Here is a 20,456-nt window from a genome sequence, read left to right as displayed (position 1 = left end):
GGCTTTTTTAATAGTAGCCAACCTGTGAGCTATTACTATTGAAGTTCTACCTTGTGTAATTTTATCTGTAGCCAATTGTATCAGCTGTTCTGAATAGGTATCTACAGATGATGTAGCTTCATCTAAAATTAAGATACTAGGGTTGCTAACATATGCTCTTAAAAAAGCAATTAATTGCCTTTGACCACTTGAGAGCATGCTACCTCTTTCTTTTACATTATAATTATAACCTCCAGGAAGGCTAGAAATAAACTCATCTACCCCAATAGCCTTAGCTGCATTCTCAATATCATCAACAGTAATATTGTTATCTTTTAAAGAAATATTATTAGCAATGGTATCTGCAAACAAAAAAACATCTTGCAATACTACGGCTATATGCGAACGTAAAGATGCTAAATCATAATCTTTAATAGCTACACCGTCAACGGATATAGAGCCACTATTAATTTCATAAAATCTATTCAATAAATTGATAATCGTACTTTTTCCAGCACCCGTTGCACCAACTATAGCAACAGTTTCCCCTGCTTTTACATCAAAAGAAATTCCGTGTAAAACTTCCTCATCTTCTAAATATCCAAAATGAACATTTTTAAAACTGATATCTCCATTAACGGTTTCTTTTTCAAAAGAACCAACATCTTGTATATGACTATTGGTATCTAAAATTTTAAACACCCTATTTGCAGCTACCATCCCCATTTGCAGGGTATTGAACTTATCTGCAATTTGACGAAGTGGTCTAAAAAGTAAATCGATCAACATGATAAACGCGAAAATAGTACCTGCTATATCTGTCGAAATATTAGCAACATTTTGCAATCCGCCGTACCATACAATTAATCCCACCGTAATGGAAGAAACAATTTCAGCAATCGGAAAGAAAATGGAGTTATACCACACCGTTTTCAACCATGCTTTTTTATGCTTTTCATTAATCTCTCTAAACTTGTCGCTTTCAATTTTCTCACGTGTAAACAGCTGCACTATTTTCATGCCTGTAATACGCTCTTGAACAAAAGAATTTAAATTAGATACCTCTGCCCTAACCTCTGTAAAAGCAACTTTCATGGCTTTTTGAAACCATCTTGTAGCATATACAATAATGGGCAACAATGCAAAAACGATAAGTGAAAGTTTCCAGTTGATAAAAAGCATGACCATTGCAGCTACCACCATTTTCAATAAATCTGCTACAATTACAAAAAATCCTTGACTAAAAATCTCGCCAATTCTCTGCATATCGGCAACAGCTCTGGTCACCAAGACCCCTAAAGACGAGTTATCAAAATAGGTCATTTTAAAAGAAAGCATCTTTTTAAATAAGTTGATGCGTACATCTCTAATAACAGATTCCCCCAGCCAATTGGCGTAATAATTAAATGCCAATTGGCAGGTTACTTGACCAAGCAACACTACCAGCATAGCTATAGTTAAGTAAAGCAACATCTCATCATTACTGCCTTTTATAGCCGTATCAATTATTTCTTTTACGATCAAGGGTGTAAGAATGGCAAAACCAGATAATAATATAGCAGCCAAAGCAACGCCATAAAAAGTTATTTTGTACGGTTTTGTGTAGGCCAGTAAGCGTTTAAAAAGACGAGTGTCAAATGCTTTGCCAGAATCCTTATCCATTCTTTAAAATAGTATTGGGGTAAACAATAGAGGTCAAATATAGTCCTTTTGCAGGAACAGAAACGCCCGCTTTTGTTCTATCCTTGCTTTTTAATATGGTATTAACATAGTCCACCGGATATTTACCCAGCCCAACGTTAATTAAGGTACCAACTATGGCTCTGACCATATTTCTAAGAAACCTATCTGCCGTAATTGTAAAAATAAGTTTGTCATTTTCTAGTTGCCAATGCGCTTCTCTTAGGTCGCAAATATTAGTAAAAACATCTGTATTAGATTTTGAAAAACATTCAAAATTTTTTTTACCCAACAACAATTCTGCCGCAGTATTCATTTGTTCAATATCAAGATTTTTTTTTACAAAATGAGCTAAATCTGTAGCAAACGGGTTCTTCTTTTTATCGATATGATATTCATAGGTTCTAGCCGTGGCATGAAAACGGGCATGAGCATCTTCTGTTACTTCAAAAATTCGCTCAACTGCAATATCATTGGGCAAGAAAGAATTTAATCGAAAAACGTATTCTTCAATATTTTCCAGAACATCAACATCAACATCAAAGTGAGCGTACATTTCTTTAGCATGAACACCTGTATCTGTACGACCGGCCCCCATAAGTGAAACCTTAGAATTTAAAAGTTTAGACATGCCATTTTCTAGCACTTCTTGTACGGTTATGGCATTTGGCTGATTCTGCCAACCATGATATGCTTTACCGAAGTATGAAAATTGAATGAAGAATCTCAAAAGGATGTACTAATTTTGTATCTCGCAAAGGTATTAAAAAGGATACGTTTTAACATTGAATAGATTAAGCTGTAATTCTAAACATAAGAATTAAAATTTTAGATCATTGGTCAGCTATCAAATTCAATCTTTTTATCCGCATAACTTAAAATATAAATGACCAAAATACTCTTACTTTCTGATACACATTCACATATAGACGATGCTATTCTAAGGCATGTTAAATGGGCTGATGAAGTGTGGCATGCAGGCGATATTGGTTCTTTAGAGGTTACGGATGCTATTGCAAAATTAAAGCCGTTGAAAGGTGTTCATGGTAACATTGACGACCACATCATTCAAAAAGAATTTCCAGAAAATAACAGATTTTTCTGTGAAGGAGTTGATGTTTTAATCACACATATTGGTGGTTATCCACCTAAATACAATATTAGAACAAGAGATATTATAAAAGAGAATCCGCCAAAATTATTCATTTGCGGACACTCGCATATATTAAAAGTAATGATGGATAAAAAATTAGGCGTTCTACATATGAATCCTGGAGCCTGCGGTAAACATGGTTTTCACCAAGTACGTACTATGCTACGTTTTGTCATTGAAGGTGATAATATTAAAGACTTAGAGGTAATTGAATTAGGTAAAAGATAAAATACAGGATTTTGTTATTTAACCAAACCCTGTATCTAGCTAATTAATATTCAAACGAAACGCCTAAAGAAAAAGTACCACCATCATAAATATTCTTGCGCTCCACCAAAAAGCCGGCGTAATCAGAATATTGGGCTACCACGTTGAAATGATCGGTCACTTTGTACATTGAAGTAACACCGTAATTGGTGAATGTAGTACCCTCACCAAACAAGAACGAACCGCTTTGCACATTGTTTTCAGAAGATAACCGCTCTTGAATTTTTAATTTTCCTATTAAATATAGTTTATCAAAAAACAAATGTCCTAATTCTACACCTGCTTGTAATTGGTTACTAAAACCCTCTGTTCTAAAATTTACACTAGAGAAAGCTGAAGCATATGTTTTGCCATTATCAAAACCATGAGATGCCGCAAGTGTGGTCCACACATTGAACTCACCATCAGAGACAGGCAAATTAATTTCGTCAAATTCACCAAATGCATTCGCATTTGTAGATTGCGCAAAATTACTACCATCATTAGTTGGTATATCTAAAGCCACTTGCAACGACAATGGAAAGCTTTTTAAAAGTTTATATTTTATACCCAATTGAATATTACCTACTCCGCCAACAGTTTCGGTAGTACTAAAACTATTTAAACGCACCAATGGTAAATCAAGAATTGCCGTAAATCTATCAGAAATACCATATTCACCATAAATTAATAATGCGCTGGTATTAAAAGTACTTCCTTGATCTGCCAATGTACCTTCTGTGGTATAATAGTTATTAGAAGAGAAATGTGCTGCAGATGCCTGAACATAAAATCCTTTTGCTTCTCTCGTCCATCCACTTTGCGCCTGGGCATAACAAGTGAATAGGCAACAGCATATGACTATGATGCTTTTTATATTTTTCATAATTCTTTGATATTAAGCTATAAGGATAGAACAACCCCTATAAAAAAAGCCTTTGGGAGACATAGAAAAACAGAATCATGTGTCTCTATTCCCAAAGGCGGTAATAAATTATATTAGTTTAAAGCAACATTACCAAATGGTATGTTTGCTGTAGCACACCAAAGAATAATGTGTGTATATTTAGTATCTGGTGCAGCATCTAGCTTAATGAACATTTCACCGTTACCACCTACGTTACCAATTAACATTAAGTCAGGGTTTCCGTTTGCTGGATCAGGCGTAAAAACTTCTGAAGTTGATAAAAAGATACCTACAGTACCCGTACCCAATTCAGTAGTAAAGTCATCTGCAAAACGAACAAAGTTTGCATCGTCAGCATCAATACCCACTTCAACCAACCCTTGTGTAGGTGTACCGCTTTCAGCAACTAGATTACCACTTAAGGTTACCATTAAATCACCAACCGGCAATGACGAATCTACCTCTACCGTTTCAGTTTCAACAACTGTTTCAGTAACTGTTACTACTTCACCATCGTCATCTGAACAACTGATAAAGAAAGTTGTCATAACACTAGCTAGTAATACAAGAGTAAATTTTCTGTTTTTCATAATTGTAATTTTTAAATGTTTAGTTTTAAAACAGGTAACTAACGACTATCGTTAGCCTTGCTGTTTCTTGAGTACAAACATAGAAATGGGGTATCACGAAGAATTCAAGAAAAAGTAAACAGTTTATCACATTGGGCGGGAAAGCTGCAATAGTTTTGTGATATTTAAAAAAGGTGCATTATTTAGAAAGAAAAGTTAGTACATAAAAAAACCCGGAAACTACCCCGGGTTTTAACGCACTAATACTACTAAGATTATAGGCTTAACGCAAGCGATCAACAGATTTTACAAGATCTTCATCCTTCTTTATAGCTCTATTTGCAAGAACCAAAAAAATGATAGAAAATACTGGAATCAGCATCCCAACACCCTTCTCAGAGACCAAGGTCTCTCCGGATAAGTTTAGTGATCGATAAACGAAAAATCCTAATAAAAAAACATTCAATATCATATTCAGCCTGTTAATGACAAACTGAGATTTTCTATTTTTAAATTGTACTATAGCCCAAACAGCTAGAACAGTACTTGCGTAAAAGGCAATAGAAATAAGCATTTCATTATTTGCAAATACTTCAACACCATCGATATCTATCCATAGGTTAAAGAAGAACGGCAGAACACCCGTAAGTATTGCTACAACTATCAAATAAAGGCTTTGTATTCTTTGAATCATAAATCAATTACCAGTTTACGATGCAAAAATACATGTCTTTTCAAAAAATATACCCCTTTTATTCAAAATAATTTGTAATATTGCTACGTTATCACGTCATAACGCCTACCACTAAGGAAATTATCTCCTTAAGATGATCCAAATAAAATAGTTACTTCTTACAATACAAACTACTTATAATTTATTCTACTACTTAATGTTTGAGATTTCAGATTTAAAATCAAAAAAGCTACCTGAGCTTCAGGAAATTGCTAAAGGACTAAAGGTTCCTAAATTCAAGACCTTAAAAAAACTAGATTTAGTTTATCAGATTTTGGACGTACAAGCTGCGAATCCAAAGGTTGCCGCAGCTATAGTTCCTGCTGCAACAGAAGAAGCTAGCAAACCTGCAGAAGCAAAACCGAAACCCAAACCAAGACCTAGGCCACGTGTTGCCGCAAACACCAACAAAGAGTCTAAGGCACCAGCAAAACCTGCTCAAGAAAAAACCACTCCTGAGAAAGTTGCTCCGGTAAAGAAAGAGAATAATACAGAAAGTGTTTCTAAAGAACCTGTAGAACAAAAAAGGCCAAGACCAAGGCCAAAGGCTGCAAACCAGCCTAACAAAAAGAATTCTAATCAGAATAACAATCATAACAAAAAGCCTAATCCTAGATCTAACCATGACAAAAGTAATTTTGACAAGGATTTAAAAAACAGGTATAAGGAACCAGAGTATGAGTTTGACTCCATTATTGCCAGTGAGGGTGTATTGGACATCATGCAAGATGGCTACGGATTTTTACGTTCTTCTGATTACAACTATTTATCATCACCAGATGATATTTACGTTTCTCAATCACAAATTCGTCTTTTCGGCTTAAAAACTGGAGATACTGTATTGGGTAACGTAAGACCTCCAAAAGAAGGTGAAAAATATTTCCCTCTTATTAAGGTGAATAAAATTAACGGTATAGATCCTCAAATTGTTCGTGATCGTGTATCATTTGAACATTTGACTCCGTTATTCCCACAAGAAAAATTCAATTTGGCAGAACGCCAAAGCACAATATCTACTCGTATAATTGATTTGTTCTCCCCTATCGGTAAAGGACAAAGAGGTATGATCGTATCTCAACCAAAGTCTGGTAAAACCATGCTATTGAAAGATATTGCAAACGGTATAGCAGCAAATCACCCAGAGGTTTATCAGATTATATTACTTATTGATGAACGCCCTGAAGAGGTAACCGATATGCAACGTAACGTACGTGGAGAAGTAGTTGCTTCTACGTTCGACAAAGAACCAACAGAGCATGTACGTGTAGCAAACATTGTTTTAGAAAAAGCGAAACGTTTAGTAGAATGTGGCCACGATGTAGTAATTCTTTTAGATTCTATTACACGTTTGGCAAGAGCATACAATACGGTACAACCAGCATCTGGTAAGGTATTAAGTGGTGGTGTTGATGCAAATGCACTACACAAGCCAAAAAGATTTTTTGGCGCTGCCCGTAATATAGAAGGCGGCGGATCATTGTCTATTATTGCTACGGCATTAACAGAGACAGGATCTAAAATGGATGAAGTTATCTTTGAAGAATTCAAAGGTACAGGTAACATGGAACTTCAATTGGATCGCAAGATTGCAAACAGAAGAATTTTCCCTGCAATTGACCTTACTTCTTCTAGTACACGTAGAGATGACATGTTGTTAGACGAAAGCACACTACAACGTATGTGGATCATGCGTAAGTACCTTGCTGATATGAACCCTGTAGAAGCTATGGAGTTTATAGAGCAACGCTTTAAGCAAACTAAGAATAACGAAGAGTTCTTGATGACGATGAATCAATAGAATTTTTCTAAAATCATAAAAATCCCGATTTCTTTTAGAGATCGGGATTTTTTCATTTATACACTTTTCTTATTGACATGCAATGTTTTACGTTCTCACTATTATATTTTTAATATCTTTATTGTTTAACAAAAGAACTCTCCCCAGTCTTTTAGCAATTTTCTAAACAACCGTCTAAATTCTCAGAAAATGAAAAGACCACACACCCTAATCAGTAAAATTTTATGCTCAAGTATTCTAATAACCATAATAAGCTGTAAAGAAGAAGAGAAAAAGGAAATTAAACAACCACAAGCTAGAGACACAGTAAGTGCTCCAGAAGGCATTATTTCTATCGAAGAAGCTAGTATGCTATACAGCAATTATTCAGATCATAGAGCTGATATAATTAAACAATACGAACAAAAGGTACGTGCCCCAGAAAAAGAATTTCAAGTAGGTAGGTTTGTAGATTTTGATTATCAAACAATAAAAGACTATATAGCCTATGTTGACCAAGAAGCGAAAAATGCAGGGGTAGAAAAAGTAACCAAATTACGCTTGTATTTTGCAAACTACCCCGCTGAAGGAAATTTTCCTGACGGCAAAAAATTTGTACACCCTAGACAGAACTCTATATTTATAGTCCCCACTCTAAACAAAAAAGGAGAAGATTACGCCTTTTATATTGGAGAAAATGGAAAAGCAGAATTGATACGAAACTTAACAATGAATCAATCTAACGGTATAGGCAATTACACCCATGGAGAAACTAAAAAAACATATGCTAGCATAGTACCAACATTCACTTTAAATTCAAGCTTACAAACTAAAGGAACCAGTCTTACATTAAACCGTGGAAATGGCGGACCACCACCTCGTACAGATTTTTAAATTATGCCCCAAATGATATTGGATTTTATAAGTAGAAGTTACTTTGTAATTATTTACGGCATTGCATTGATAGCATCTATTAAAACGTATAGAAAGTATTTTGACACCGTTTTCAAATATCTCCCTGTCATAATTGCCTATACTTTTTGTAATGAACTATTGGGTTATATGATTAAATATTTTCCTGATTATACCTTTTTCAACGATTTAAAAGATAGCCAGTACAATGAAATCATTTACAATTTGTACGATCTTGTATTTTTTCCATATTTCTATTACGCCTATTGGAAACTTTCATCAAATAAAATAAATCGAAATAGAATTTTATGGGCATCAATAATAGCCATGTCTAGCTATATTATTAGTTGTTTTTTTCAAAACCCAATGGACATTACCCTATTTTATGCATACACCATTGCCTCAGTAGCCTTACTATATTGCATATTCATTAATTTCAAAGAAAAATACAACGCAAAAGCAAAAATTATCAATCGCTATAATCTCGTATTCTGGATAAATAGTTCGTTAATCATATTTTATTCTACATCGCCCTTTTTATTGATTATTGGATATACCCAATATGAAATGTGGGAATTCTATAATTTAAGATTGGTATTAAACATTCTAATTGTAGTTATGTACAGCGTACTAACCATTGGTTTTTTAAGCAACAGCAAACGCTCGTTTAAATAGATCACTAATTAGACAAGTCTAAACATCTATGCAGAAACTGTTACAAACAAAAAAAAGCCCTCCATAACTGGAAGGCTTTTTAATTTCTTAAGGCAATGTTTTACAATGCAGCAACGTGCTTCGCTAACTTACTTTTTAAGTTGGCAGCTTTGTTATCATGAATGATATTACGTTTAGCCAAACGATCGATCATGCTAACAACACTAGGAAAAAGAGCCTCTGCATCTTTCTTAGATTCTTCTGCACGTAATTTCTTAATAGCATTACGTGTAGTTTTATGCTGGTATCTGTTACGCAAACGAACTGCTTCGTTTCTTCTAATTCTCTTTAATGCCGACTTGTGATTTGCCATTTTATTATTTGTTATAATTTCTTCGGATTCTCATCCATTCAATTTTTGTAGTCCGTAGGGGAATCGAACCCCTGTTACCAGGATGAAAACCTGGCGTCCTAACCCCTAGACGAACGGACCATTATGTCAATACTTGGAAATACATCCAACGGTTTAATTAGTAGTCCGTAGGGGAATCGAACCCCTGTTACCAGGATGAAAACCTGGCGTCCTAACCCCTAGACGAACGGACCATACTTTGCGCAATTGCGGATGCAAAAATACAAATATTTTTTACTATCGCAACACCTCTTTATTATTTTTTAAAAAAATTAATACGCTTTAGCAAATAAGACTCTTTTATTAGACGGTTTTCCGGAGACCATACAAGTACCTTCTTCCTCTTTTGCATCTATGGGAATGCAACGTATAGTTGCCTTTGTCTCATTTTTGACACGTTCTTCGGTTTCTTTGCTACCGTCCCAATGTGCAGAAATAAATCCGCCTTTTTCTTTTAAAACTTTTTTAAATTCATCATAAGAATCCACCTCAGTGATATGATTAGTTCTATAATCAAGCGCTTTTTGGTACATATTCTTCTGAATATCTTCCATTAAAAACTCAATTTTCGCCACTACATCTGTCGCAGCAACCGTCTCTTTTTGCAAAGTATCTCTTCTAGCCAATTCGTAAGTACCATTTTCAAGGTCTCTTGGTCCAATTGCCAACCTTACCGGTACTCCACGTAATTCGTACTCATTAAATTTAAAACCAGGCTTGTGCGTATCTCTATTATCGAATTTTACAGAAATACCCTTAGCTCTTAATTCTTTCACTAACGGATTAACGGTCTCAGAAATTTGATCCAACTGGTCTAATCCTTTATAAATTGGTACAATAACAACTTGTATAGGTGCTAATTTCGGAGGAATCACCAATCCGTTATCATCACTATGCGTCATGATTAATGCCCCCATTAATCGTGTTGAAACTCCCCAAGAGGTAGCCCAAACATATTCTTTACTACCTTCTTTAGTTGCAAATTTAACATCAAAGGCTTTTGCGAAATTCTGACCTAAAAAGTGAGAAGTACCAGCTTGTAACGCCTTACCATCTTGCATTAAAGCTTCAATACAATATGTTTCAATAGCACCTGCAAAACGTTCGCTTTCTGTTTTAGTACCTTTTATGACAGGTACCGCCATATGGTTTTCTGCAAAATCGGCATAAACGTTCATCATTTGCTCTGCTTCTTCAATTGCTTCTTTTTCGGTTGCATGCGCCGTATGGCCTTCTTGCCATAAAAACTCCGCCGTTCTTAAAAACAATCTAGTACGCATCTCCCAACGAACAACATTTGCCCATTGATTGATAAGTAGCGGCAAATCTCTATAAGATTGAATCCATTTCTTGTACGTATCCCAAATTATAGTTTCAGAAGTTGGTCTTACAATAAGCTCTTCTTCTAATTTAGCATCTGGATCAACAATAATACCGCTTCCGTCTTCGGCATTTTTTAATCTGTAATGGGTAACTACAGCACATTCTTTGGCAAATCCTTCTACATGACTCGCCTCTTTACTTAAATATGATTTAGGAATAAATAATGGGAAATAGGCATTCTCATGACCAGTCTCTTTAAACATCTTATCTAAACCGGCTTGCATTTTCTCCCAAATACCGTAACCATATGGCTTTATAACCATACAACCTCTTACACCAGAGTTTTCGGCTAAATCTGCCTTAACCACTAATTCATTATACCATTTGGAATAATCCTCGCTTCTCTTCGTCAAATTTTTACTCATTATCTGGACTTTGGCACAAATTTTGTGAATATTACTATATAATAATTGAGTAAAACTAGTTATTTTTAATATGTTCAACAATATAATTTTGATCCGATGATATATTCTTTACCCCACAACAAACTTCGAAACATTACAATGTTGGTAACCCTTGCTATTTTTATAACATCTTGTGGCTCTTACCAACAATCATCTTACTATGGTAATGATGGCATTTATTCTAATGACACTCCAAGCACTGTAGAAAGAAGGCCACAACAAAGAAATTACACTCAAAACAATGCTGAATCTGACACCTATACTGACTATTTTGGCGAAAAAGCCGATCAGTATGGTGAAATATTGGGTGATGAAATATTTACCGATGTAGATTCTTACTCTAGTAATTATCTAGAAGAGGAGATACAAGATGATCAATTAACAGATTACTACGCTAATGCAAATGACTATGAAGGCTATGGTAGCTGGGGCAGTAATAATGCTGATGTAGGTATTTATATTCATAATAATGGTTGGAACAATTGGGGTTACGGCAACCTTTATGGTTGGGGATGGAACAATATTGGTTATGCAGGATTTTACGGTGCCGGATGGGGTCAACCTTGGGGCTGGAACAGATGGAACAACTGGGGTTATGGCGGATTTGGATTTGGTTGGAACAACTGGGGATATGGATGGAACAGACCTTTCTACGGCAATAATTTTGGTTATGCATACGGTTACGGTTATGGCAACAGATATTACAGTCGTAACAATAGATTCTCTAATAGAAGCTATGCTTTAAACAATTCTAGAAGAGGAAACTACACAAGACAAACCACCAATAATAGCGGACTTTCAGCAACAGCGGCAAGAGGTCGCTCAAATGTGAACACTAGAGGTAACTCGTCTAGACATAGAACTACGACCGGTAGATCAACAACAGCTAGGAGCTCTGCGAATACACGTAGCTCAAGAACATATTCCGGTAGTTCTACAGCAAGAAGAACTGTAGGAGTTGACCAAAATAGAGCTTATAGAACAAGTAGAAACACACGAGCTACACCAAGATATAGCAGTAGTTCTTCAAGAAATTACAGTAGTAGATACAGTAGCAGCCCTAGAACATCTAGTTCTAGTACGGCAAGATCTAGTAGCAGGGTTGCAGTACCAAGAACCTCAACATACAGAAACTCTGGTAGCAGCTCTAGAAGTTATTCTTCTGGCAGAAGTTCAAGTGGATCAAGCAGTAGGTCTTACCGAAGCTCTGGAAGCAGCTCTAGAAGCAGCAACTATAGCTCAGGCAGAAGCAGCTCTAGCGGTAGTTCTTACAGAAGTTCTGGCAGCAGTTCAAGAAGTTCTAGCAGCGGATCTTCATCTAGGTCTTCTGGTTCATCTAGAAGCAGTAGTAGAAGAAACTAAAATCGAACATTTATCAAACTTGAAACATTGTTATGAAAAAATATATAACTTTCGTAATACTAATGGCATGTGCCGTTGGTAGTGCACAAGACATAAACGAAGCATTACGTTACGGTAGGGAAAACCTTCAAGGTACGGCTCGCTTTCAAGCTATGGGCGGGGCATTTGGCGCACTTGGCGGCGACTTATCGTCACTGAACATTAACCCTGCCGGTTCAGCGGTTTTCAACAATAGCCTTTTTACCATTACAGGATCAAATTACCATACAAATAATGATGCCCGTTATTTTGGCGATGCATTAATAACCAAGGATAATACTATTGAATTAAATCAAATAGGTGCTGCCTTTGTTTTTAAAAATACCGATGCTAACGCTGATTGGAAAAAATTCACTTTGGCATTCAACTATGATTTGGTTAACAATTTTGATAATGAATATTATGTATCTGGAAGAGCAACAGAAGGTATTGATACCTATTTTCTAGAATACGCTGGCGGTACACCTTTTGGGTCTATATTATTACAAAATGGTGAGTTTTTGGAAGAAGCTTATTTGGATATAGGTTCTGCTCAAGGGTTTAGAGACCAACAAGCCTTCTTAGGATATTATGGAGGTATTCTAGATCCAGAAACTGAAGATGACAACAATATCAATTACATCAGTAATTCTGTTTATGATTTTGTTAATCAAGATTTCTTAAGAAGAACTACAGGATACAATAGTAAGTTTACCGTCAATATGGCATCGCAGTACAAAGAGAACATTTACATGGGAGCTTCATTAAATTTCCACAGTATTTTTTATACTCAATATGATCAATTTACGGAAGACGGATATGAACCTAATTCAGAAATAACCAGAACAACATTTGACAATTACCTTGAAACAGAAGGTAACGGTTTTTCTTTTACCCTAGGCGCAATTGCCAAACTAAACGACAATGTACGTTTAGGCGGTAGCTATCAGTCACCTACATGGTACCGTTTAGAAGACAATACTTCGCAACGTGTAAATTCTGATTTGGCAGATGTCGATATTAATTTTATTAATTTCAATATTGTAAATCTTTATGAAGAATACACAGTAAAAACTCCAAGTAAACTAACAGGTAGTCTAGCAGTAATTTTTGCCAAAGACGGCCTGATAAGTTTCGACTATGGATACCAAGATTTCTCACAATCAGAATTACGCCCAACCAACGACCCTAGTTTCCAAACAGTAAACTCAGAAATTGCAAATGACTTAGGTACTGTTTCTACTTTTAGACTTGGCGGCGAGTACAGAATTCAACAAGTGAGCCTAAGAGCAGGGTACCGTTTTGAACAGAGCCCGTATACAAATGGAAATACTATTGGAGATTTAAATGCTGTTTCTGGCGGTATAGGTTATAACTTTGGCGGTAGTAAATTAGACTTTTCACTTAGTCGTTCTCAACAAGATGTAAGCGAAAGTCTCTTTAATGCCGGCATAACAACACCTGCAATGATAGATAGAGGTATTACGAATGCTACCTTAAGTTACACTATAAATTTTTAAATTAAAAAACAATACTAAAAAAAGGGTAGCATAATGCTACCCTTTTTTTTATCTCTTTAATGAGAAATGTGTCTTTCGTGTTTTAGCCACTATTAAATTATCTTCCATTTCACCATATTCAAACCTAAACCAATAATCTGTAGATGGCATTTGCTGACCGTTAAAATTACCGTCCCACGCATCATTAGACCCTAATTGCTTCAACAACTTACCGTATCTATCAAAAATAAATACAACGGGATCATTTAGAGTCTCAATACCTAAAATATTCCACTCGTCGTTTATACCATCTCCATTCGGAGTAAAAAACTTAAGATAACCTACCACCAAAAATTCGATAGGATCCGTAATTCCACATCCGTTTTTATCATTAATAATAACTGTGTTCACACCTGGTGGCACATTCATAAACACAGGATTATCTTGAAATACACCGTCGTTAATCGCATATTCATAATCCCCATCACCTTCAACAAAAAACTCAATATTGTTTTGATCTGGGTCTATGGACAGATTAGTATCCAATGTTTCTACTCTTTCTAAGATTGGTGTTCCAAAAAATGTAATCAAGACTCCGCTTTGATCTGCCACTGTTGGAGGAGAACCGCTTGTCGTGGTAATCGAAGCAAAGTAGCGTCCTGTGTTCGGACTAACAACTACCAATTCAGCACCAAAATCGCCAGACCCTGTGAGCGTATCATCAACTATACCGTCATCTTCGTAATCTACCGTCCATTCAACACTAGCAATATCTGCTCCAGCCGGTGAATTCATCGCACTAATAGTTATAGGGTCATCCCCTTCACACGCAATAATATCCAAGCCTAAAAACTCGTCTCTCAGCGTACAATCTAAAGCTGTATCTTGATCATCATTCACTGAGCTACCCGTAAAGGTTAACATAAACGGTTCTGGGTCTTCTGTAAAATTATCTGCAAAATTATTTATCAGTATATAATAAATCTCTCCTGGTAAAACATCTAAATACTCATCATATGTATTCTGACTACCTGTTAAGGATGCACGACCTTCTTCCCCGCTTTCAGGATTAACACCAAGCCCCGTGAAATTTGTATCGTTTACTTCATAATTACAACGAATAGGTTGCGCCGTACCATTACTAATATCCGCACAATCAACATCAGGACCATAAACAGCAAAATCCCATTCTGCAGTTGGTGTTGATCCTGATGACGGTAAGGCTTCAATATCAAAACCGACCTGACCACCTGTACCAGCCCTAAAAACGAACCATGAAGTATTGAATTCAATATTTGCTGAAGAAAGACTACCTTTTTCCAAACACCCAGTTTGCAGTATAAAATCTGGGTCAAAATCATCTACATCCCCTGTTCCACCAGCTAAACCCATAATAGGCTGATCGGCACAAACAGGAATAGCCGTTCTACAATCGGCTGAATTCTGTGCAGTTACATTCCAAAAGAAAAGAAACAAACAACATGTAGAACAAAGAAGTGTTCTCATAAAAGTGTAACTATTAGTATACGTGATGTATATTATAACTACACATGACTTGCTTTAGTATCTTACAACGGATATTCTTGCGTTTAATCGATAAAGTGCACCTTTTACACCTAAATATCAAGCTTAACGCTTTAAAGTAAAATGATTATTGATATAAGATGCGTTTGTATTTTCACCTAAAGAATTGGTATAAGAAAGCTTGAACCAATAGTCAGATTCCGGCAATAAGGCACCGTTAAAAGAACCGTTCCAACCACTAGAATTTTCAAATAACTGATGAAGTAATTTACCATAGCGGTCATAGATGGTTATTACAGGGCTATCTAAAGCTGACAATCCTTCCACCTTCCAAGTATCATTTACATTATCTCCATTAGGTGTAAAGAATTTTGGAAAACCGACTACAACAATTTCTCTAGTGTCTAATCCACAACCATTTGGATCGCGCACAGTAATCGTATGTTCTCCAGGAAATAAATTGTTGAATACTCCGCTATTCTGTGGAGTATCATTATCTACTTGATATTCAAAATTGCCATTTTCTTCCAAGAAAACATTGACCACATTCGAAGCATCATCTTCATATTCTATGGTAATATCTGAAATTACTGGCGGACTAGAAAAAACCACAGTAACAGAACGAACGGTAATACATTGAATTACACCTTCTCTGTTCGTTACCGATAATGTATAAACACCTGGCTCTGCCACAGTAATTAAAGATGTCGTTTGACCCGAACTCCATTCATACGTAAAATCATTATCGGGAATGCGTTGTCCTATAGTAACAATTGGCTCATCACCACATATAAACACCTCTGTTTCAAAATCTAAAATAGGTAATTCAATTCCGTTAACATCAAAAGTTTCAGAAGCATCAAAACACATTGAATTCTCTATAGATGTCGTTCTTACATATATAGTTTGCACAACCTCTCTTGGTATAAACTCTTTTGAAAGTGCGTTTGCACCATCAATTGCATCTTCAAAACTTTCATGATAAGATACACGAAACTCCATTGGACTTTGCCTTCCTAATGCTTCAACATCTTTTGCATTAAAATCAATTGCAGTACCATCTAAACAAGCAGTTTCATCTTCTAACTCAAATGTTTCAGGAGAAGGTGCATAAGCAACTTGGGTTTCGCTAATTAAATTATTTCCTAATGGTCTTACGACCAAAACACGGTACATACCTGAAACCGCAATAGAAAGTTCCGGGTCACTTTCGCCCGGAATACGTTGGTAACCTACACCAGCATCTAAGTACCACTCATAATCTATAGCGTCAACAGTAGTAGCATCTAAAATCACTGTTTGGTTATCACATGCAATAACTGGCGGGCCCAACAAGTTGTCTATAATATCACAATCTAAAGCTGAATTAGGAAACTCAACAAATATGTTTCCTGAAAACTGAATAGAAAAACCGGAGTTATTATTACTGAAATTATTAATCATCAAGAGATATTCTTCCCCTGGTTCAACCGTTAACCAATCATCGTATTGTATATTATCTATTCCTGTAGGGTCCTCTCCTACCCCTATATAACTACTATCATCAGAATTATCAAAATAGTTGCATCGAACAGGTTCACCTAATGAAGTACAATCGTTTGTTCTATATAAGGCAAAATCCCAATCTTCGTTAGAATCATAACCAATATTAAAACCTAATTGACCTATTTCACCTATTTTAAATTTGTACCATGCAGAATTGGTTTCTATAGTACCACTACCCTGCGTTATACATCCAGAAATAGAAGCTCCGTTAAAATCATCTATCCCATAGCCATTGGTACCACCATTTACCGGGGTATTATAGCAAATAGGTATTGCATTGGCACAATCAGCAGATACCTGTGAAAAACAAGTAAAGATGCCAAAAAAGCAACTTAATAAAATAGATATACCATACTTGGTCATAAAGGTCTTCTAATTTCAAAAAAATAAAATTAACTAGACCTTAACGTTATCACTAATTAATGTTGTGTAATGCCCTCATTTAGTTATTAAGTGGCACATATTGTATATCTTTGCAGCTTCTAAAAGATTGATAAAATGAAAATTGAGGATACTCTGGAAGATCAATTTGATGAATTAGGAAACGATCATATTTCTACATCAGAAGATACTCCATTACGTTCAGACGCCTTTGATCTAGATGATGACGAAAAGATTGAACGTATTCGCGATAATGTACGCGATATCATGCATACACTAGGTTTAGATTTAACCGATGATAGCTTAAAAGGAACTCCTAATAGAGTTGCTAAAATGTATGTAAACGAAATATTTGGTGGCTTAAACCCTACCAAAAAACCTAAAGCTTCCACTTTTGACAATAAGTACAAGTACGGGGAGATGTTGGTTGAAAAGAATATTACCCTTTATTCAACTTGCGAACACCATTTTCTACCTATTGTTGGTCGTGCACATGTGGCCTATATTTCTAACGGAACTGTTGTAGGTCTTTCTAAAATGAACCGTATTGTCGATTATTATGCAAAACGCCCTCAAGTTCAAGAGCGTTTAAATATTCAAATTGTAAGAGAATTACAAAAAGCTTTAGGAACAGAAGATGTTGCCTGTGTTATAGACGCAAAACATCTTTGTGTAAATTCTAGAGGAATTCGCGATATTGACAGTAGTACCGTAACCGCAGAATATGGCGGTAAATTCAAAGAAGAATTGGTACGTCGCGAGTTTTTGAACTACCTTAATTTAGATACCCATTTTTAATAGCATATAGCTTCATGCAATTGTACGAAAGTCAAGAAATCAAAGTATATAATTCTCTAAGCGGGAAAAAAGAAGTTTTCAAACCCATAAACGAAGGCCATATAGGCATGTACGTTTGCGGACCAACCGTGTACAGTAATGTACACTTAGGAAACTGTAGAACCTTCATGTCTTTTGATATGATTTTCAGATACTTTAGACATCTAGGCTATAAAGTACGATACGTGCGTAACATTACTGATGCCGGTCATTTAGTTGATGACGCGGAAGATGGTGAAGATAAAATTGCAAAAAAGGCACGATTAGAAAAATTGGAACCGATGGAAGTGGTACAGCGCTATACTGTAGATTTCCATAATATTTTAGAGAGATTCAATTTCTTACCACCAAGTATTGAGCCAACGGCAACAGGTCATATCATAGAACAGATTGAAATTATTAAGGATATTCTTGAAAAAGGATTTGCTTACGAAACCAATGGTTCAGTCTATTTTGATGTTGCTAAGTTCAATCAAGAACATGAGTACGGTAAACTTAGTGGTCGTAAGCTTGAAGACATGATTGCCAACACTCGTGATCTTGCCGCCCAAGACGATAAGCACAACCCACAAGATTTTGCTTTATGGAAAAAAGCGGAACCTCAACATATAATGCGCTGGCCATCTCCATGGGGCGATGGTTTCCCAGGTTGGCATTTAGAGTGTACCGCCATGAGTACAAAATACCTAGGTGAAACCTTTGATATTCACGGAGGCGGAATGGACTTAAAATTTCCACACCACGAATGTGAAATTGCCCAAGCGGAAGCTTGCAATGGTCAAAGTCCGGTAAACTATTGGCTGCATGCCAATATGTTGACCTTGAACGGTAGAAAAATGGCAAAATCTACAGGGAATAGCATTTTACCAGGAGAAATATTTTCTGGTGAAAATGAGATTTTAAGTAAGCCTTTCTCCCCTTCTATGGTACGTTTCTTTATGATGCAGGCACATTACACCAGCATCTTAGATATGAGCAATGATGCCTTATTGGCATCTGAAAAAGGATTCAATAAATTGATGGAAGCTATCAATTCACTTAAATCTTTGAGCACCGGCAAGACTACAGATTTTGATGTTGCTGCTTGGAAAGCATCTTGTTATGCGGCAATGAACGATGATTTTAATTCGCCCATTTTAATTGCGAAATTATTTGATGCCGTTAAACACATTAATCTTATTAAAGAAGGAACTGAATCTATCACTGCAGAAGACAAACTAGAATTAGAAACCACATTACATGGTTTCGTTTTTGACGTTTTAGGTTTAGAAAACAAAAGTAGTTCTGATGCCGATACCGAAAAATTAAGCGGTGTTGTTGAATTATTGATCGAGTTACGTAAAGCAGCAAGAGAGAATAAAGATTTTGCTACATCTGACCAGATTCGTGATCAATTGGCAGCGCTAGGTATTCAATTAAAAGACGGTAAAGAAGGCACTACGTATAGCCTTTAATCTAAAAATTTAGATTTGTGAATTTTAGACTGGTATTCACCAGGTGCTATATGTTGTCTAGTTTTAAAAACCCTATTAAAGTAAGATCTACTTTCAAATCCGCAGTCTAGATAGACATCTTTAATGCTACGTTTTGGATCTTGCAATAAACCTACAGCTAGTTTAATACGCTCATTATTTATAAACTCTACCGGAGAAATACCCAGCTCTTGCTTAAAAGTCCTATAAAAATGTGAAGGACTCATACAGGCCAACTTACTAAGATTATCTACACTTAATGATTTGTGTACATTATCTCTTATATACCTTATAACTTCTGTAAGTCTACTTTCTTTTTTAATGGACAAGGTTGCGCTGCTATATATTTTACGTTCATTGGTCTGTAAGATTCTAATGATAAGCTCACGAAGCATATTATCCACAAATATATCTTTGGACGGGTGATCTTCAGAAAACAGAAACAAGAGACGCTGAATAATTTGAAATATGCCCCTGTCATTTACAAAATGGAAATTATAGTCCATTAGTCCCCATGCTTCTTTGGTGCTTTTAGGCATATTCTCATTCATGAACTGTAATACCTTATTTATTTTATCTTCAGAAATAGCCATTGCCAAACATCGTGTTGGGTTCTTTGCCATAGCTTCTGGAAAATCTATACACATTCCTTCATTTGCAGGTAAGACCAAAGACTCTCCCGGCAAAAAATCAAAAGATTCATAATCACGAAGGTGCATAATTTTCTTTCCCTGTATCATACTAGCCAAAACAGGTTGCTCAAATTGCAATAAAACACTTGCTGCCTGCTCGTGGGTTTCAAATACATGCATGGCGGCATTGTTCATAGTATAAGAGGTTTGGTTTTCGACCAAGGTTTCTAAACGCCTTCCATTAAAGAAATTATCGGATAACTGAATCACACTTATTTTGATTTAATTTTAAGAAATTTACAAAATTATATACTTAAAAAAATCATAAAATCATTTTTTGATAGAATAGTTCACGTTATTCGTAGTATCCGTCAGAT

General features: G+C 35.8%; 18 protein-coding genes and 2 tRNA genes. 8 read left to right on the top strand and 12 right to left on the bottom strand.

The annotated features are described in order from the left end of the window. A partial coding sequence (locus ABJI11_RS02845; protein ID WP_348349232.1) for an ABC transporter ATP-binding protein occupies positions 1 to 1,641 on the bottom strand: 1,641 nt, incomplete at its 3' end. After that, positions 1,634 to 2,389: a tRNA pseudouridine(38-40) synthase TruA gene (gene truA / locus ABJI11_RS02840; protein WP_348349230.1), complete on the bottom strand. Its 756-nt coding sequence runs from the start codon at positions 2,387 to 2,389 to the stop codon at positions 1,634 to 1,636. The genes truA and ABJI11_RS02845, both read right to left, overlap by 8 nt. Before the next feature lie 156 nt (positions 2,390 to 2,545). Between truA and ABJI11_RS02835 the strand changes: the two genes are divergently transcribed. Continuing rightward, positions 2,546 to 3,040, top strand: a complete 495-nt coding sequence (locus tag ABJI11_RS02835) for a metallophosphoesterase family protein (protein ID WP_348349228.1) — start codon at positions 2,546 to 2,548, stop codon at positions 3,038 to 3,040. A 43-nt stretch (positions 3,041 to 3,083) separates the two neighbouring features. Here ABJI11_RS02835 and ABJI11_RS02830 read toward each other — a convergent pair whose 3' ends face one another. From ABJI11_RS02830 to ABJI11_RS02820, 3 genes are all read right to left on the bottom strand, one after another. After that, positions 3,084 to 3,944, bottom strand: coding sequence for a hypothetical protein (locus ABJI11_RS02830; protein WP_348349226.1), 861 nt, complete (start codon positions 3,942 to 3,944; stop codon positions 3,084 to 3,086). A gap of 113 nt (positions 3,945 to 4,057) precedes the next feature. Further along, positions 4,058 to 4,555 (bottom strand): hypothetical protein, encoded by a 498-nt coding sequence (locus ABJI11_RS02825; RefSeq protein ID WP_348349224.1) that lies wholly within the window; start codon positions 4,553 to 4,555, stop codon positions 4,058 to 4,060. 262 nt (positions 4,556 to 4,817) lie between these two features. Continuing rightward, positions 4,818 to 5,228 (bottom strand): DUF4293 domain-containing protein, encoded by a 411-nt coding sequence (locus ABJI11_RS02820; RefSeq protein ID WP_348349222.1) that lies wholly within the window; start codon positions 5,226 to 5,228, stop codon positions 4,818 to 4,820. 196 nt (positions 5,229 to 5,424) lie between these two features. On the opposite strand from ABJI11_RS02820, the gene rho reads away from it, so the two are divergent. The 3 genes from rho to ABJI11_RS02805 all read left to right on the top strand — a co-directional run bounded on the left by rho (position 5,425) and on the right by ABJI11_RS02805 (position 8,631). Then, the gene (rho, locus tag ABJI11_RS02815; protein ID WP_348349220.1) at positions 5,425 to 7,065 is read left to right on the top strand and encodes a transcription termination factor Rho; all 1,641 of its coding nucleotides are present in this window, start codon (positions 5,425 to 5,427) and stop codon (positions 7,063 to 7,065) included. 189 nt (positions 7,066 to 7,254) lie between these two features. Next, positions 7,255 to 7,938: a hypothetical protein gene (locus tag ABJI11_RS02810; RefSeq protein WP_348349218.1), complete on the top strand. Its 684-nt coding sequence runs from the start codon at positions 7,255 to 7,257 to the stop codon at positions 7,936 to 7,938. 3 nt (positions 7,939 to 7,941) lie between these two features. After that, positions 7,942 to 8,631, top strand: coding sequence for a hypothetical protein (locus tag ABJI11_RS02805; protein ID WP_348349216.1), 690 nt, complete (start codon positions 7,942 to 7,944; stop codon positions 8,629 to 8,631). Between the two features lie 100 nt (positions 8,632 to 8,731). Here the strand turns inward: ABJI11_RS02805 and rpsT are convergent, their stop codons facing one another. The 4 genes from rpsT to proS form a co-directional block, all read right to left on the bottom strand. After that, positions 8,732 to 8,983 (bottom strand): 30S ribosomal protein S20, encoded by a 252-nt coding sequence (gene rpsT, locus ABJI11_RS02800; RefSeq protein WP_276492206.1) that lies wholly within the window; start codon positions 8,981 to 8,983, stop codon positions 8,732 to 8,734. A 48-nt stretch (positions 8,984 to 9,031) separates the two neighbouring features. Further along, positions 9,032 to 9,103: transfer RNA gene (locus ABJI11_RS02795), tRNA-Glu, on the bottom strand. Between the two features lie 41 nt (positions 9,104 to 9,144). Next, a tRNA-Glu gene (locus ABJI11_RS02790) sits at positions 9,145 to 9,216 on the bottom strand. A 78-nt stretch (positions 9,217 to 9,294) separates the two neighbouring features. Continuing rightward, positions 9,295 to 10,770, bottom strand: coding sequence for a proline--tRNA ligase (gene proS / locus ABJI11_RS02785; protein WP_348349214.1), 1,476 nt, complete (start codon positions 10,768 to 10,770; stop codon positions 9,295 to 9,297). 138 nt (positions 10,771 to 10,908) lie between these two features. Between proS and ABJI11_RS02780 the strand changes: the two genes are divergently transcribed. Both ABJI11_RS02780 and ABJI11_RS02775 read left to right on the top strand, forming a co-directional pair. Beyond that, positions 10,909 to 12,171, top strand: coding sequence for a hypothetical protein (locus ABJI11_RS02780; RefSeq protein ID WP_348349213.1), 1,263 nt, complete (start codon positions 10,909 to 10,911; stop codon positions 12,169 to 12,171). Between the two features lie 32 nt (positions 12,172 to 12,203). Further along, positions 12,204 to 13,709, top strand: a complete 1,506-nt coding sequence (locus tag ABJI11_RS02775; protein ID WP_348349211.1) for an outer membrane protein transport protein — start codon at positions 12,204 to 12,206, stop codon at positions 13,707 to 13,709. Between the two features lie 48 nt (positions 13,710 to 13,757). Here ABJI11_RS02775 and ABJI11_RS02770 read toward each other — a convergent pair whose 3' ends face one another. Next, positions 13,758 to 15,194 carry a T9SS type B sorting domain-containing protein gene (locus ABJI11_RS02770; protein ID WP_348349209.1) on the bottom strand — a complete coding sequence of 479 codons (1,437 nt, stop codon included), beginning with the start codon at positions 15,192 to 15,194 and terminating at the stop codon, positions 13,758 to 13,760. 123 nt (positions 15,195 to 15,317) lie between these two features. Further along, on the bottom strand, positions 15,318 to 17,120 hold the full coding sequence (locus ABJI11_RS02765) for a T9SS type B sorting domain-containing protein (RefSeq protein ID WP_348349207.1): 1,803 nt from the start codon (positions 17,118 to 17,120) through the stop codon (positions 15,318 to 15,320). Positions 17,121 to 17,255: 135 nt separating this feature from the next. On the opposite strand from ABJI11_RS02765, the gene folE reads away from it, so the two are divergent. Next, positions 17,256 to 17,936: a GTP cyclohydrolase I FolE gene (gene folE / locus ABJI11_RS02760; RefSeq protein ID WP_348349205.1), complete on the top strand. Its 681-nt coding sequence runs from the start codon at positions 17,256 to 17,258 to the stop codon at positions 17,934 to 17,936. Between the two features lie 14 nt (positions 17,937 to 17,950). Next, positions 17,951 to 19,429 carry a cysteine--tRNA ligase gene (gene cysS, locus ABJI11_RS02755; RefSeq protein WP_348349203.1) on the top strand — a complete coding sequence of 493 codons (1,479 nt, stop codon included), beginning with the start codon at positions 17,951 to 17,953 and terminating at the stop codon, positions 19,427 to 19,429. Here cysS and ABJI11_RS02750 read toward each other — a convergent pair. Further along, positions 19,426 to 20,349: an AraC family transcriptional regulator gene (locus ABJI11_RS02750; protein ID WP_348349201.1), complete on the bottom strand. Its 924-nt coding sequence runs from the start codon at positions 20,347 to 20,349 to the stop codon at positions 19,426 to 19,428. The genes cysS and ABJI11_RS02750 overlap by 4 nt on opposite strands. Positions 20,350 to 20,456 lie beyond the last annotated feature (107 nt).

This window comes from Maribacter sp. (genome assembly GCF_039968975.1).
Classification (GTDB): Bacteria; Bacteroidota; Bacteroidia; order Flavobacteriales; family Flavobacteriaceae; genus Maribacter.
This window is presented reverse-complemented; position numbering and strand designations above follow the sequence as displayed.